This window comes from Kinneretia sp. DJ1R-11, from assembly GCF_025717595.1.
Classification (GTDB): Bacteria; Pseudomonadota; Gammaproteobacteria; order Burkholderiales; family Burkholderiaceae_C; genus Paucibacter_A.
This window is the reverse complement of sequence record NZ_JAJIRR010000022.1, coordinates 1-14,191: the sequence shown is the minus strand read 5'-3', so window position 1 is coordinate 14,191 and position 14,191 is coordinate 1. Positions and strand designations below refer to the sequence as shown.

Below are 14,191 nucleotides of genomic sequence, written 5' to 3'. Positions count from 1 at the left end.
CGTCATGAATTCCTTGACCGAAAAGCGCCTAGTGCCGGGCCCGGCCGGCGCCATTGAATGCGCCATCGACCGGCCCGCCAGCGGCCATGCCGATCTGCCCATGCCGCCCACGCGCGGCCTGGCCCTGGTCTGCCACCCCAACCCGACCCAGGGCGGCACCATGGACAACAAGGTGGTGCAGACCTTGGCGCGAGCCTTTGTGCAACTGGGCTACCGGGTGGCTCGCTTCAATTTCCGCGGTATTGGCAAGTCCGAAGGCGGCTGGGACGAAGGCCGTGGTGAGATCGATGACGCCCTGGCCGTGCTGGCCGCGCTGCGCGAGCCGGGCGAGCCCCTGGTGCTGGCCGGTTTTTCCTTCGGTGGTTATGTGGCCTCGCAAGCCGCGCTGCGCCTGCCCGAAGACCAGCGCGCCGAACGGCTGGCGCTGGTGGGCCCGGCGACCAGTCGCTTCGATACCGCGCCCGTGCCCTCGGACACCCTGGTCATCCACGGCGAAGTGGACGATGTCGTGCCCCTGAGTTCGGTGCTGGACTGGGCTCGGCCGCAGTCGCTGCCGGTGGTCGTGGTGCCTGGCGTGGGCCATTTCTTCCACGGCCAGCTGCCGCTGCTGCGCGATCTGGTCGTGCGCAACTGGCGCGCCTGAGTTTTTTGCCGCCCTCTGTTTTCCTGCTTGGATTCGCCTGAACGCGAGTCGAAAGAACCCTTGTGATGAATCGTTATTCGCTCCCTCTTGCTTTCTCTCTGGCCGCGGCTGCGGCCCTGGTCTCGCCCGTGGTGCTGGCGCAGGCGCCGGCCGCGGCCAGCCAGGCTCAAGCGGCATCGCAGATGCCCGGCCCTGAGATCGCTGCACGCAGCTACCTGCTGCTGGACATGAGCGCCAACCGCGTGCTCAGCGAGCGCGATGCCGACACGCCCAATGACCCGGCTTCGCTGACCAAGCTGATGACGGCCTATGTCGTGTTTGGGGCCCTGCGCGACAAGCGCCTGACCCTCGATCAAACCCTGCCGGTCTCCACCCGCGCCTGGGACGAGCGCAAAGGTGACCCCTCGCTGATGTTCATCAACACGACCATGACGCCCAAGGTCGACGAACTGCTGCGAGGCATGATCATCCAGAGCGGCAACGATGCCTCGGTGGCCCTGGCCGAAGGTGTGGCCGGTACGGTGGAGCAGTTCGTGGCGCTGATGAACCGCCAAGCCCAGGCCTGGGGTCTGAAGAACACGCAGTTCAAGAACGTGACCGGCATGACTGAGCCGGGCCACAAGAGCAGCGCGCGTGACCTGTCCGTGATCGCCTCCAGCCTGATCCGCGACTTCCCCGAGTACTACAGCTATTACTCGCAGCGCGATTTCACCTTCAACAAGATCCGCCAGGACAACCGCAATCTGCTGCTGCGCCGCGACCCCAGCGTCGACGGCATGAAGACCGGCTACACCGAAGCCGCCGGTTACTGCCTGGTCTCCAGCGCCCAGCGCGAGTTTCCCAATGGCAAGCGCCGCTTGCTCAGCGTGGTCATGGGCACGGCCTCCAAGGAAGCGCGCGCCACCGAAAGCCAGAAGCTGCTGAACTGGGGCTACTCGGCCTTCGATGCCGTGCGCCTGTTCGACAAGGACGCCGCCATCAGCACCGTGCCGGTCTGGAAGGGCGCCAGCCCGCAAGCCAAGCTCGGCGCCGCAGGCCCTGTCTTTGTGGCCGTGCCGCGTGGCGACGGTGCCAAGCTGCAGACCCAGATCGAACGTACCGACCCCCTGGTCGCGCCTTTGAGCAAGGGCCAGCGCGTTGGCACCCTGAAGGTCAGCACCGCTGGCGGCGTTGCGGTGGCCGAAGTGCCTCTGGTGGTGCTGGAAGAGGTGCCGCTGGCCGGCATCTTGGGCCGCGCTTGGGACGCCATGCGTTTGTGGATCAAGTGATCCTGCTTTGCCATGCGCGTGGCGGGCGTAAGCTCGGAGCTTGACGACGACGCATCACCTTGGCTGCTGGAGGCCCGCATGCTTGCTTTGCCCGATGTCCACTGCTACCTGAACGGCAGCTACCAGCCTCTGGCTGAGGCCAAGATCTCGGTCATGGACCGGGGCTTTATCTTCGGCGATGGGGTCTACGAAGTGCTCCCGGTCTACGAGCGGCGACTGTTTCGCTTCGAATCGCATATGGAGCGGCTGGAGCGCAACCTCGCCAAGCTGCGCATCGCCAGCCCGCTCTTGCGTGCGCAGTGGCTGGAGATGGCGCGTGAGTTGGTGCGCGGCGTGGCGGCGGACGAGCAGTTGGTCTATCTGCAAGTGACCCGCGGCGTCGCGCCGCGCAACCATGCGATGCCTGAGGGCGCCGTGCCGACGGTGTTCGCCTACAGCATGCCGTCCAAGCCGATGTCGGCCGAAGAGCGGCACCGTGGCGTGGCCTGCATCAGCGCGCGAGACTTCCGCTGGCAGCGCGGCGACATCAAGAGCATCTCGCTGCTGGGCAATGTGCTGGCGCGGCAGATCTCGGCCGACGAAGGCGCGGCAGAGACGATTCTGCTGCGCGACGGTTTCCTGACTGAGGGCGCATCCTCGAATGTCTGGATCGTCAAAGAGGGCGCCCTGCTGGGCCCGCCGCGCAGCGAGGACTTGCTCGAAGGCATACGGGTCGAGCTGTTGCGCGAACTCTGCGAGGAATGCGGCATCGGCTACAACTTGCGGCCCATCTCCGAGGCTGAGCTCTTTGCGGCTGACGAGATCATTCTCAGCTCGGCCGGCAAGGAAGTGCTGGCCGTCACGCGGCTGGACCACCAGCCGGTCGGCCATGGCGCTCTGCACGGCAAACCCGGGCCGGTCTACGCCCGGCTGTATGAGGCTTACCAGCGAGCCAAGCCCTTGCAATCGATCTGAAGCGACGCATCTGCGTCCAATGATCTGAATCTACTGATTGAAGAAGCACCATGAGCCAATTCCCCCCCATGCAGCCGCCGGACATTCCGCCCGAGCAGTCGCTGATCACCTACCCCTCGCATTTCCCAATCAAGGTCATGGGCGCCAAGGTTGAGGGCTATGTGGAGGCCATCGTGAAGGTGGCCCAGGCTTTCGACCCGGACTTCGACGCCGCCACCGTGGAGCAGCGTCCCAGCAAGGCCGGCAACTACCTGGGCCTGACCATCACCGTGCGCGTGACCAGCCGCGAACAGCTCGACGAGCTCTACCGCACCCTGACAACCCACCCCATGGTCAAGGTCGTGCTCTGAGCAGGCTGGGGCCTAGTTTCCCAACTGCGCGTCGATCGCCTTGATCTTGTAGGGCGCACCTTCGTCGCCGTTGCGCGCGGCGATGTCGTACCAATAGCGCGCCAGGCGCAAATCGGCCGGCACGCCATAGCCGCTCTCGTACATCGAGCCCAAGAGGTATTGCGCGCCGACGTCCCCGGCCTTGGCCGCCTCGCGGTACCAGTGCGCGGCCTGTTCCGGGTCCGCCGGCGTGCCTCGGCCCAGGTAAAAGGCTGTGGCCAGGGCGACCTGGGCTTCGCTGCTGCCGCGCTTGGCGGCGCGCAGATTCCATTCCTTTGCCTGGGCCAGATCCGGCTTGCCCAGCAGGCCTTGCTCGTAGAGCTGGGCCAGGGCCAGCTCGGCGCGCACCAGGCCGCCCGCTGCCGCCCGCTTCAGCAGACGCTCGGCGCGGCGCGCGCTGGGTTTGGGCAACTCATCGCGCAAATGCATCATGGCCAGGTTGTAGTCGGCGAGTGGCAGCGGGCGCGCCTGGGCCGACAGCGCCGTGAATCCGCGCGCGGCGGCCTTGAGCTCACCGGCTTCGTAGGCTTGAACGGCGCGCTCCAGCGCTGTGGGCGGAGGCTCGGGCGCAGGTGCCTCTTGGGCGTGCAGCGCTGCGCTGCTGCTCAGGGCGAGCAGGGCCGCCATCCAGACGGTCTTCTTCCAAAGAGAGAAAGTGTGCATCGGCTGCATCGGTGAATGGTTCCGTTTCGGAAAGGGCCAGACGGTAGCCGATTTCACGCCGCCCTGCAGGCTTGGCTACCATGTCGCCATGATTGTGAAAAACTTGGGCCGGGTCGACTATGCCGAGACGGTCGACGCCATGCGGACCTTCAGCGAACAGCGCGGGCCCGAGACCGAAGACGAGCTCTGGCTCTGCGAGCATCCCCCCACCTACACCCAAGGCCTGGCCGGCAAGGCCGACCATGTGCTGGCCCCGGCCGGCATCCCGGTCGTGCAGACCAACCGCGGCGGCCAGGTGACCTACCACGGCCCCGGCCAGGTGGTCGCCTATCCGCTGGTCCATCTGCAGCGCCTGGGCATCTATGTGCGTGAGTTCGTGTTCCGCCTGGAAACGGCGGTGATCCAGACCCTGGGCAGCTACGGCGTCACCGGCCACCGCGTGGCCGGCGCGCCGGGCATCTATGTGCGCCTGGACGACCCGTTCGCCCATGCGGCGCTCACCGGCCCGGCGCCGGCCGACGACCCCTTCCGCGGCCTGGGCAAGGTGGCGGCCCTGGGCATCAAGGTTACGCGTCATTGCACGTATCACGGCGTGGCTCTCAATGTGGCCATGGACCTGCAACCCTTCGCAGGTATCAACCCCTGTGGCTATGCGGGGCTGCGCACGGTGGACCTCGTTACACTTGGGGTTTTTGCGGATTGGCCCGAAGTGGCCCAGCGCTTCGGGGAACGGCTGCAAGCCCAGCTGGAGCGTTGACGAAACGAGGCTGGCATGGCGACCGAGAACATCACTCACGAAGCAAAGACAGGCGAGGCGTACGACGCCACGGCCAAGCAGAAATCCCAGGCCAAGACTGCGCGCATCCCGATCAAGATCGTGCCTGCAGAGACGCTGAAAAAGCCCGACTGGATTCGCGTCAAGGCCGGTTCGCCCAGCACCCGTTTCTACGAAATCAAGCAGATCCTGCGCGAGCAAAAGCTGCACACGGTGTGCGAAGAAGCCTCCTGCCCCAATATCGGCGAATGCTTCGGCAAGGGCACGGCCACTTTCATGATCATGGGTGACAAGTGCACCCGCCGCTGCCCCTTCTGCGATGTCGGCCACGGCCGCCCCGATCCGCTCGATGTGAACGAGCCCGAGAACCTGGCCAAGACCATCGCTGCGCTCAAGCTCAAGTACGTGGTGATCACCAGCGTGGACCGCGACGACCTGCGTGACGGCGGCGCCGGTCACTTTGCCGAGTGCATCCGCAAGGTGCGTGAGCTCAGCCCTTCGACCCAGATCGAAGTGCTGGTGCCCGATTTCCGCGGCCGCATGGACCGTGCGCTGGACATCCTCAAGGCCGCACCGCCGGACGTGATGAACCACAACCTGGAAACCGCGCCGCGCCTCTACAAGGAAGCGCGCCCGGGCTCGGACTACGAGTTCAGCCTCAAGCTGCTCAAGCGCTTCAAGGAAGAAGTGCCCGGCGTGCCGACCAAGAGCGGCATCATGGTGGGCCTGGGCGAGACGGACGAGGAAATCCTCCAGGTCATGCGCGATATGCGCGCCCACCACATCGACATGCTGACCATCGGCCAGTACCTGGCGCCCTCGGGCCACCACCTGCCGGTGCGCCGCTATGTGCACCCGGACACCTTCAAGATGTTCGAGGAAGAGGCCTACAAGATGGGCTTCACTCACGCCGCCGTGGGCGCCATGGTGCGCAGCAGTTACCACGCCGACCAGCAGGCCCATGGCGTGCTGGCCGCCGGCGCTGAAGCTCCGGCTGCGTCCTGAGATCGGTTTGTCCGGGCTGGATCGGCGCTGCCCTCAGCGGTAGCGGACCCGGCGTCTGAACTCGTCGACCAGGCGCTGGTAGCTGCCGTCCTTGCGCATCTGCGTCAGGCCTTGGCTGAACTGCTGGGCCAGGCGCTCGCCCTGCGGGTGTTGCTTGGAAAACGCGACCCAGAAGCCATCCATGGAGATCAGCCCGGTGCGGCGCAGTTGGCCGCGGAACTCGGGCGTGTTGTCGATGCGCAGCCAGGCCGGCGTGCGGTTCAAGAGGATGTAGTCCACGCGCTTGTTCAGCAGCATGCGCATCAGGGCGGCATCCGAGACGGCGCTGAACTTCTGGATGCGCGCGTCGTGCATGAATTCGCTGGGGTAGGTGTAGCCATTGGTGTAGGCCACCCGTTTACCGCGCAGATCGGACAAACGCATCTCGGGACTGGTGTCATCAGCCCGGCCGAAGATGGACAGCTCCTCTTCGAACATGGCCGGCTGGTGCCAGACGTAGTCGTTGCGGTTGTCGTCGGTGATGGTGGCGTTGAAACAGCCCGCGACCTGACCGGTTTTGGCGTAGAGCATGCAGCGCGAAAAGGGCACGGTGATGATCTGCACCTGCACGCCCTGCGTGGCCAAGGCCGCGCGGATCAGGTCGACGCTGAAGCCGACCGGCGGGCGCTGCGTGTCAGCGCCCGGTTTCTCGGCGGCGCTGTAGGGGGGCCAATCGTCCTCGCCGGCCAAGACCAGAGATGCTTCCTCAGCCCAGACCGGGCCCTGCGCGCACAATGCGAGTGCCGTGAGCAAGACGCTGGCGTAGCGCCGTGTTTGCGTCAGCAGCAGCCTCGACATGGCGTCGGCGTCTGGGCTGGGTTCAGGCCGACTCGCCCAACAACTTCTCGACCAGCGCATGCAAGGCCGCGAAGTCCGGCTCGCCAACATAGCGTTTGACCACCTCACCGCGCTTGTTGATCAGCAGCGTCGTCGGTGTCAGTTGCACGCGACCGAAGCTTTGCGCGATCTGGCCGGTGTTGTCGATGGCCACGCCGAAGGGCAGCTGCCGACTTTCGGCGAACTTGGCGACGAAGGCCGGCGGGTCATAGCTCATGGCCACGGCCAGGGTGTCGAAGCCGCGGCCTTTGAACTTCTCATGCGTCGCGACGATCTGCGGCATTTCCTTGACGCAGGTGGTGCAGCTGGTGGCCCAGAAGTTGACCAGCATGACCTGACCCCGCCATTGGCTGGAATCGGCCTTCTTGCCGTCCAGCAGCACATAGTCGACGCGCGGCGCGGTTTCGCGGGCACCCAGGCTTTGGTAGGCCAAGTAGGCGCCACCGGCCAAGGCCAGCACCAGCAGGGCGGGAGCGAGCAGACGAGAGTTCTTCTTCATGCCCTGGAGTTTAGAGCCTGCGCCGCGTCGCCGCCGTCACATGCCCTTGGACAGTTCGAACAGCAGCACCGAGGGCAGGGCGTCGTTGACATGCTGACGCGAGATGCGCGCCAAGCCGTCAGGTGTGGCCGTGGAGAGCTGGGTCTTGTGCGCTTCGTCCAGCACCTCCACGAAGCTGAAGTCAGGCACTTCGCGCATCACTTCGGCATAGAGTCGGTCGAATTCGGGGCCGCGCAGGCTTGCCTCGAAGACGATGCCATGCGGCAGGCCTTCGGCACAGAACTGATGAGCCTCTTCCATGCTGCCAACGCCGTCGATGATCAGTCCCATGTGCTGCATCGCGACCTGCAGCTGGCTGCGCAGCTCGCGGCGTTGGGCAATGATCAGAATGTGGCTGCCGGCCAAAGGCTTGGAATTGCTGGACGGTTGATGTTCTCCGTCCGGTTCGGCATCGAGCACGCGTTCGGTGGCGGCCAGGCCGTTGGCCTCGTCGCCGACGATGTGCGGAAATTCCAGCGTCAGCACCGTGATGCCGGCTTCGTCCTCGCGCAAGGGCAGCACACCGAGGGTGATGGCTGTTTGCTCAACGAGGCGCCAGGCCAGGGAGTTCAAGGCCGCCGGGGTTTCGGCCGCGCGTGGGTCGTCGAGCAGGTCCAGCGAGCGGTGGGCAAAGCGGCAGACCAGACGGGCCTTGGCCGGCCAGGGCGTCAGGTCCAGGCGCAAGTCGATGGAGCTGTGCGTGCTCGACAAGGCCCAGTCCATCAATGCATTGAGCAAGGCGAACAGCAGGGAACCATCGGTCATCACCTCGATGGGCTTGAGCACCTGCCGCACCTGGATACCGCGTGCTTGGGTCTCGCGGCTGCGCTGGGCCAGCACGCTGCGCAGCACCTGGGTCAGGTGCATTTTTTCTCGCGACAAATGCAAGCGGCCGGAGGCCAGGCGGGCCAGCTGTTGGCCGACCATGCCGGCTTCGCGCGCCTGGCTGACGCTTTCGCGCAAGGCGCGCAGGCTTTGCCGGTCGATCTGCCCGGTGCTGACCAGCTTGTGTATGCGCTCCAGTGCCGCGCTCAGCGGCCCGGCAATTTCCGCGCCCAGCTGCTGCACGATCTCCGCCCATTGCGCATGGCTCGGCTCGCCGGCGACATCGTTCGCGGCGCCGGAACTGGCGGAAGGTGGAGTGTTGCTGCGCATGGGCTGGAAGGCGAGGGTGCGGGTCGCTGACTCGTTGTTCTGGTTATGGGTGGAGGAAGAGAAACCCCTGCTTGAGGGTTCTCCTGCAGCGGTCGCCATGGTCATGGTGAAGCCTGGCAGCGTCCATCCCCCGATCCGGGGGAAATTGGCGTGGGTGCAGCCTGGTGCGCAAGTTCGGTGAATTCTGCACGCCGAAGCCGGTGAATTGAATGCAGAAGCTGCTTGCTTCGGCTCACCTCAGCTCACCGTACGGCCCCGCTTGCGACCAAGGCTTCAATCTCAGCTTCGACATATCCGGCCTCCAGCAAGATTTCGCGCGAGTGCTCGCCCAACAGCGGCGGTGGCAGCCGGTAGCTCACGGGGGTCAGGGACAGCTTGATAGGGTTGGCCACCACCCGCAGCTCGGGGCTCAATGGGTGAGGCAGGGGCACGACGGTGTCCCGCGCCTGCACCTGCGGGTCGGCAAAGGTTTCAGCCAGGCTGTTGATGGGGCCACAGGGCACCTTGGCGGCTTCCAGGGCGCGCAGCCAGAGATCGCGCGGGCGACTGCGCATGGCTGCCTCGATCAAGGGCACCAATTCGCCACGATGCCGGACTCGGTCGCTGTTGCGAGCAAAGCGAGGGTCCAGTGCCCATTCTGCGTGGCCGGCGATGTCGCAGAACTTTGCGAACTGCAGGTCGTTGCCGACGGCCAGGATCAGGTGACTGTCGGACGCCTCGAACACCTGATAGGGGACGATGTTCTGGTGGGCATTGCCGATGCGACCTGGAGCTCGGCCTGTGCAGAGGAAGTTGGACCCCACATTGGCCAGCATGGCGACCTGGGTGTCCAGCAAGGCCATGTCGATGACTTGACCCCGGCCCGTGGCTTCGGCGTGGCGTAGAGCGGCGAGGATGGCCACTGTGGCGTAGAGCCCGGTGAAGAGATCGGCCACGGCCACGCCGACTTTTTGCGGGCCTCCGCCCGGCCGATCGTCTCGCTCGCCGGTGATGCTCATCAGCCCGCCCATGCCCTGGATCGCATAGTCGTAGCCAGCACGGTCTTGGTACGGGCCGGTTTGGCCAAAGCCCGTGATGGAGCAGACCACCAACCGCGGGTTGGCGTCCTGCAGGGTTTGAGCATCAAGGCCGAAGCGCTCCAGGTCGCCGGCCTTGAAGTTCTCGACCAGCACGTCGGCCTGGGTTGCCAGTCGGCGGATCAAATCCTGACCTCCACTGCAAGCGATATCGATGGCAATGGAGCGCTTATTGCGGTTGGCGCCCAGGTAGTAGGCGGCCTCGCTGGTGTCGTTGCCTTGGGAATCTTTCAAATACGGTGGACCCCAGGCGCGGGTGTCGTCGCCGCTGCCGGGCCGCTCGACTTTGATGACATCCGCACCCAGATCGGCCAGAGTCTGCGTGCACCAGGGGCCGGCCAGCACGCGCGACAGGTCGAGCACGCGCACACCGGCCAGGGACATCGCCGGCAGGATGGAGGCTTTTGGGGCGGGGGAGTTGCTTGGTTTGAGGCTGGGCGTATCCATGCAATTCATTGTGCGCTCCGGTGCCGTTCCGTCGCCTCGGATAATGCCCGTATGAATTCAATGCGCTCACGTGTCAGGCAGGCTCCGCGCCAGACGCAGCTTCTGGTATTTGCTGCTTGCTTGTCGGCTTGTTCCCCGGGCCTGGATTGGCGTGAGGTGCGCCCGGCCGAGTCCGGCATGGTGCTCATGTTCCCTTGCAAGCCGGAAGTTCACAGCCGCCCTTCGACACCGAGCGAACCGGTTCGCATGGGCATGGCCCAGTGCAAGGCCGATGGCATCACGTTTTCCTTGTCTTGGGCGGAGGTTCGCGACCCGGCGCTGGTCAACCCGGCCATGCGACAGATGCGCGACGCCTTACGTAGCAAGCTGAGTGCTGGCAGTGCCGCACCAGCGGCCAGTCAGGCTTTGCTGGTGCCAGGCATGACGCCCAGTCCGGAGGCCTCACAGGTCCACTTGGGTGGGCTGGCGGGCTCCGGGGTCGCCGAGGCCGATATCGCGGTGTTCACGCGCGGCGTTTGGGTCTACCAAGCGGTCATGCTCGCACCCAAGCGCCAGCCTGCGGCCTGGGACGGCTTCATCAACTCCATGAGGCTGGAAACGTGAGTTCGGTTGTGATGCTGTGGCGAGGCACAGGGCTGAGGAGCGCGGGCAGCATTGATAATGAAAGCCTATGTCCGGATTGCTGCTGATCGCCCATTCGCCCCTGGCCTCGGCCCTCAAAGCCGTGGCCGAGCACACTTTTCCGGATTGCGCCCGGCAGTTGCAGGTCTTGGATGTGACGCCGGAAATGTCGGCCGATGCCGTGGAGTCGGCCGCGCGGGTGCTGTTGCACGCGGGCGGGCATGCTGAGAATCTGGTGTTGACGGATGTGTTCGGCGCCACGCCATGCAACGCGGCGCTGCGTTTGCGCAGCGCCGCCGTCCAAGTGATCAGCGGCGTCAACGTGCCGATGCTGTGGCGTTCGCTCTGCTATGCCAGTCAGCCTTTGGCGAGCTTGGCCGAACGTGCGGTCGGCGGCGCTCAAGCGGGCATTGTGTTGGCTGAGACGCCCGAGGCTGCGGCCTGAACTTTTCAAGTCGCAGGCATGCGGCTGGTGAACCCTTCTTTGGAGTCCTGAGTTTCAATGATCAAGTCCACGCTCACCATCAGCAACAAACTGGGCCTGCATGCCCGCGCCTCGGCCAAGCTGACCAAGCTGGCGGGTAGCTTTCAGTGCGAGGTCTTCATGAGTCGCAACAATCGGCGCGTCAATGCCAAGAGCATCATGGGGGTGATGATGTTGGCTGCGGGCCTGGGTTCGCAGGTGGAACTGGAAACCGAGGGCGGCGATGAGCAGGCCGCTCACGACGCCATCACCGCCCTCGTCAACGACAAGTTTGGCGAGGGGCAGTGATTACTGTCCGCCCATGAAGTGACGGCGGTAACGTGAGGGCAGGTCGGCCAGGCGCATCATCATGGGCAGGTCGGCGGTGTTGAAGTCGGGATCCCAGGCCGGTGCGCCCAGGATGCGGGCGCCGCAACGCAGATAGCCCTTGATCAGCGGCGGCGCTTCCACCACCAGGTCGTGGCGCAGCTCTTCCACCGGCAGCGGCAAGCGCGGACGCACCTGCCATTCGATGCTGGCCAGATGGCTTTGCTCCAGCTGTTTCCAGAGGCTGGCGGCGAAATGGCCGCCGTCGCGCATGCTGACACTGGCGCAGCCGATCATGGTGTCCAGCTTGTTGCGCATCATGAATTCCGCCAGGGCGCCCCAGAGTGCCATGATGGCGCCGCCCGAGCGGTGATCGGGGTGGATGCAGGAGCGGCCCAGCTCCACCATCTGCTCGCGCAAGCCTCGCAAGCGGGTCAGGTCGAATTCGGTTTCGCTGTACCAACCGCCGGCCTGTTTGGCTGAAGCTGGAGTCAGGACGCGATAGGTGCCGATGACTTGGCCGATGCGGCCATGGGCGTCTACCTCTCGGACCAGCAAGTGCTCGCAGAAGGCATCAAAGCTGTCGATGTCATGGCGAGCGGGGGCTCCAGCAGGCACGCTCAGGCGTGCCCCCATCTCTTCGGCAAACACTTGGTAGCGCAGGCGCTGGGCTTCGCGCACGTCGTCTTCGTGTCGTGCCCAGCTGACGTCCAGGCGGGCCGGCGCTGGCGCTGGGCGCGCTTCAGGCTGGGGCAAGCCAGGGCGGCGCTCGCTCTTCAGGGCACGCAGATCGGAGAAGGGCAGCGTTGGCAGCGGAAGATCCCTCATGGTGGCCTCATGCAAGTCGTTGTTGGCACCGCCATGCTCGGCGTCGGCAATGACGCGGCCGTGACGCTGGAATGACGTCTCGATGACGGCACTGGGCTGGCGGCGTCGCTGCTAAAGTCGGCGCATGAGCTTTCAGGTCTTCGGTATCCCTGTTTCGCGCGGCGTGGCCATTGGCCGAGCAGTGCTGGTGGCGTCCAGTCGGGTCGATGTGGCGCACTACTTCATCAGTGAAGCGCAAGTGGAGTCAGAGATCCTGCGGGCCCTGCGCGCACGCGACGTGGTGGCTGCGGAGCTGGAGGCTCTCAAGCAGGACTTGCCGGGCGATGCGCCTCATGAGCTGGCCGCACTGCTCGACGTCCACTTGATGTTGCTGCATGACGAAGCGCTGACTGGCGCCACCAAACAGTGGATCATCGAGCGTCACTACAACGCGGAATGGGCCTTGTCTGCACAGTTGGAAGTCTTGGCGCGTCAGTTCGACGAGATGGAGGACGATTACCTGCGCGAGCGCAAGGCAGATCTGGAACAGGTGGTCGAACGGGTGCTCAGCGCCCTGGCGCGCGAGCAAGGGCACACGCCGGTCGACGCCGCCAGCGTCGTGCAGCGCGACTTCGCCGGTGAGGATCCACTGCTGTTGGTGGCTGCCGATATTGCGCCCGCCGACATGATGCAGTTCAAGCGCAGCGTGTTCCACGGCTTCATCACCGACATCGGTGGCAAGACTTCGCACACCGCCATCGTTGCGCGCAGCATGGACATCCCCGCGGTGGTCGGCACGCGCGAGGCTTCGCGCCTGATTCGCCATGATGACTGGGTCATCATCGACGGCGATGCCGGTGCTGTGATCGTCAATCCTTCGCCCATCATGCTGGAGGAGTACCGATTCCGGCAGCGCCAGAGTGAGCTTGAGCGGGCCCGCCTGACCCGCCTGCGCCACACGCCCGCGGTCACATTGGATGGCGAGCGAGTCGAACTGCATGCCAATATTGAGTTGCCTGCCGACGCGGCCGGAGCGATTGAATCCGGAGCGACAGGTGTCGGCCTGTTCCGGAGCGAGTTCTTGTTCATGAACCGGGATGGTGAGCTGCCGAGTGAAGATGAACAATTCGCGGCCTACCGTGCGGCAGTGGAGGCCATGCGTGGCATGCCCGTGACCATCCGGACCGTGGATGTCGGGGCGGACAAGCCGCTGGATCGCATGAGTGCCAGCGAGTTGCGCCATGAGCATGTGCTCAATCCGGCCATGGGTTTGCGCGCCATTCGTTGGAGCTTGGCCGAGCCCAGCATGTTCCGGCAGCAACTGCGGGCCATTTACCGTGCGAGTGCCTTCGGCAAAGTGCGGCTGCTCATTCCAATGGTTGCTCACTTGAGCGAAGTCCGCCAGATCCTGGAATCAGTCAGGAAGGTGCAGCAGCAGTTGACGGATGCGGGTCAAGCATTCACACGTGTCGAACTCGGCGTCATGGTGGAGATCCCGGCAGCAGCGGTGATGCTTCCTTTGATACTCCGCCACGTGGATTTCGTTTCGATCGGGACCAATGACCTGATTCAGTACACCTTGGCCATAGATCGCGCAGACGAAGCGGTCGCACATTTGTATGACCCCTGGCATCCGGCCGTGCTCCAACTGCTATCCGGCTCGATTGCTGATGCGAGCGCAGCGGGCAAGTCGGTCAGTGTGTGCGGGGAAATGGCGGGCGACCCTGCCTTCACTGACTTGTTGCTCGCCATGGGCTTGCGCAACTTTTCGATGCATCCCTCGCAGATCCCTTCTGTGAAGCAGCGCGTCTTGCGTGCCGATGCGTCTCGGCTTGCGCGCGGCATCGCGGCAGTTCTGACCAGTGAAGACCCGCAGCGCGAGGCTCAGGTGGCGTTCTTAGCGCACAAGTCCACCAGCAGCATGCAATAGCCTCCTGTATGGCTGTGCTCCATCAGGTTGCCTTTGCTGCTGGTGGGTGCTCTTGTCAGTTGTGAGCTGGATTGCGCGCACGACCAAAAGTCGCGATCTTCTTGCGATGTAGAAAATTCCTGTGCTACAGTAGAGGGCTTCGCTGCTCGCAAAGACTGCTTTTAGTGGTTGCGCAGCAGGATTCGCAAGAGTCCTGTTGTGGTGTGTAGTGAAGATCGAAGCGATTCGATTGGAATTGAGATTCAAAACAAATC

Annotated in this window: 16 protein-coding genes; 10 read left to right on the top strand and 6 right to left on the bottom strand. The window is 64.6% G+C overall.

Translation table 11 applies throughout. The annotated features are described in order from the left end of the window. Nucleotides 1-4 precede the first annotated feature (4 nt). The 4 genes from LNV23_RS23280 (at nt 5) to LNV23_RS23265 (ending at nt 3,215) form a co-directional block, all read left to right on the top strand. Nucleotides 5-643 carry an alpha/beta hydrolase gene (locus tag LNV23_RS23280; RefSeq protein ID WP_263565154.1) on the top strand — a complete coding sequence of 213 codons (639 nt, stop codon included), beginning with the start codon at nt 5-7 and terminating at the stop codon, nt 641-643. A gap of 65 nt (nt 644-708) precedes the next feature. Further along, nucleotides 709-1,911 carry a D-alanyl-D-alanine carboxypeptidase family protein gene (locus LNV23_RS23275; RefSeq protein WP_263565153.1) on the top strand — a complete coding sequence of 401 codons (1,203 nt, stop codon included), beginning with the start codon at nt 709-711 and terminating at the stop codon, nt 1,909-1,911. A 78-nt stretch (nt 1,912-1,989) separates the two neighbouring features. Then, complete coding sequence (locus LNV23_RS23270; protein ID WP_263565152.1) at nt 1,990-2,865, top strand: D-amino acid aminotransferase; 876 nt, start codon at nt 1,990-1,992, stop codon at nt 2,863-2,865. A 50-nt stretch (nt 2,866-2,915) separates the two neighbouring features. After that, nucleotides 2,916-3,215: a DUF493 family protein gene (locus LNV23_RS23265; protein WP_263565151.1), complete on the top strand. Its 300-nt coding sequence runs from the start codon at nt 2,916-2,918 to the stop codon at nt 3,213-3,215. A gap of 12 nt (nt 3,216-3,227) precedes the next feature. Here the strand turns inward: LNV23_RS23265 and LNV23_RS23260 are convergent, their stop codons facing one another. Next, nucleotides 3,228-3,917, bottom strand: coding sequence for a tetratricopeptide repeat protein (locus LNV23_RS23260; RefSeq protein ID WP_263565150.1), 690 nt, complete (start codon nt 3,915-3,917; stop codon nt 3,228-3,230). Nucleotides 3,918-4,005: 88 nt separating this feature from the next. Here LNV23_RS23260 and lipB point away from each other — a divergent pair, with 88 nt between their 5' ends. Together lipB and lipA are read left to right on the top strand one after the other, a co-directional pair. Then, nucleotides 4,006-4,674, top strand: coding sequence for a lipoyl(octanoyl) transferase LipB (gene lipB / locus LNV23_RS23255; RefSeq protein WP_263565149.1), 669 nt, complete (start codon nt 4,006-4,008; stop codon nt 4,672-4,674). Between the two features lie 15 nt (nt 4,675-4,689). Then, on the top strand, nt 4,690-5,697 hold the full coding sequence (gene lipA, locus LNV23_RS23250; RefSeq protein WP_171829256.1) for a lipoyl synthase: 1,008 nt from the start codon (nt 4,690-4,692) through the stop codon (nt 5,695-5,697). A 33-nt stretch (nt 5,698-5,730) separates the two neighbouring features. On the opposite strand, the gene LNV23_RS23245 is transcribed toward lipA, so the two are convergent. From LNV23_RS23245 to LNV23_RS23230, 4 genes are all read right to left on the bottom strand, one after another. Next, nucleotides 5,731-6,534, bottom strand: coding sequence for a substrate-binding periplasmic protein (locus LNV23_RS23245; RefSeq protein ID WP_263565148.1), 804 nt, complete (start codon nt 6,532-6,534; stop codon nt 5,731-5,733). A gap of 22 nt (nt 6,535-6,556) precedes the next feature. Further along, complete coding sequence (locus LNV23_RS23240; RefSeq protein WP_263565147.1) at nt 6,557-7,072, bottom strand: TlpA family protein disulfide reductase; 516 nt, start codon at nt 7,070-7,072, stop codon at nt 6,557-6,559. Between the two features lie 36 nt (nt 7,073-7,108). Then, nucleotides 7,109-8,266, bottom strand: a complete 1,158-nt coding sequence (locus LNV23_RS23235; protein ID WP_263565146.1) for an ATP-binding protein — start codon at nt 8,264-8,266, stop codon at nt 7,109-7,111. A 242-nt stretch (nt 8,267-8,508) separates the two neighbouring features. After that, entirely contained in the window at nt 8,509-9,726 is a 1,218-nt protein-coding gene (locus LNV23_RS23230; RefSeq protein WP_263565164.1) for a CaiB/BaiF CoA transferase family protein, read from the bottom strand. Nucleotides 9,727-9,840: 114 nt separating this feature from the next. On the opposite strand from LNV23_RS23230, the gene LNV23_RS23225 reads away from it, so the two are divergent. The 3 genes from LNV23_RS23225 (at nt 9,841) to LNV23_RS23215 (ending at nt 11,182) form a co-directional block, all read left to right on the top strand. After that, nucleotides 9,841-10,392: a hypothetical protein gene (locus LNV23_RS23225; RefSeq protein WP_263565145.1), complete on the top strand. Its 552-nt coding sequence runs from the start codon at nt 9,841-9,843 to the stop codon at nt 10,390-10,392. Nucleotides 10,393-10,459: 67 nt separating this feature from the next. Then, nucleotides 10,460-10,855, top strand: coding sequence for a PTS sugar transporter subunit IIA (locus LNV23_RS23220; RefSeq protein ID WP_263565144.1), 396 nt, complete (start codon nt 10,460-10,462; stop codon nt 10,853-10,855). A gap of 57 nt (nt 10,856-10,912) precedes the next feature. Then, a complete protein-coding gene (locus tag LNV23_RS23215) occupies nt 10,913-11,182 on the top strand; it encodes an HPr family phosphocarrier protein (protein ID WP_263520848.1) in 270 nt (89 codons plus the stop codon). Here LNV23_RS23215 and LNV23_RS23210 read toward each other — a convergent pair whose 3' ends face one another. After that, a complete protein-coding gene (locus LNV23_RS23210) occupies nt 11,183-12,028 on the bottom strand; it encodes a GNAT family N-acetyltransferase (RefSeq protein ID WP_263565143.1) in 846 nt (281 codons plus the stop codon). 124 nt (nt 12,029-12,152) lie between these two features. Between LNV23_RS23210 and ptsP the strand changes: the two genes are divergently transcribed. Next, nucleotides 12,153-13,937, top strand: a complete 1,785-nt coding sequence (gene ptsP / locus LNV23_RS23205) for a phosphoenolpyruvate--protein phosphotransferase (protein WP_263565142.1) — start codon at nt 12,153-12,155, stop codon at nt 13,935-13,937. The last annotated feature ends 254 nt before the right edge of the window (nt 13,938-14,191 follow it).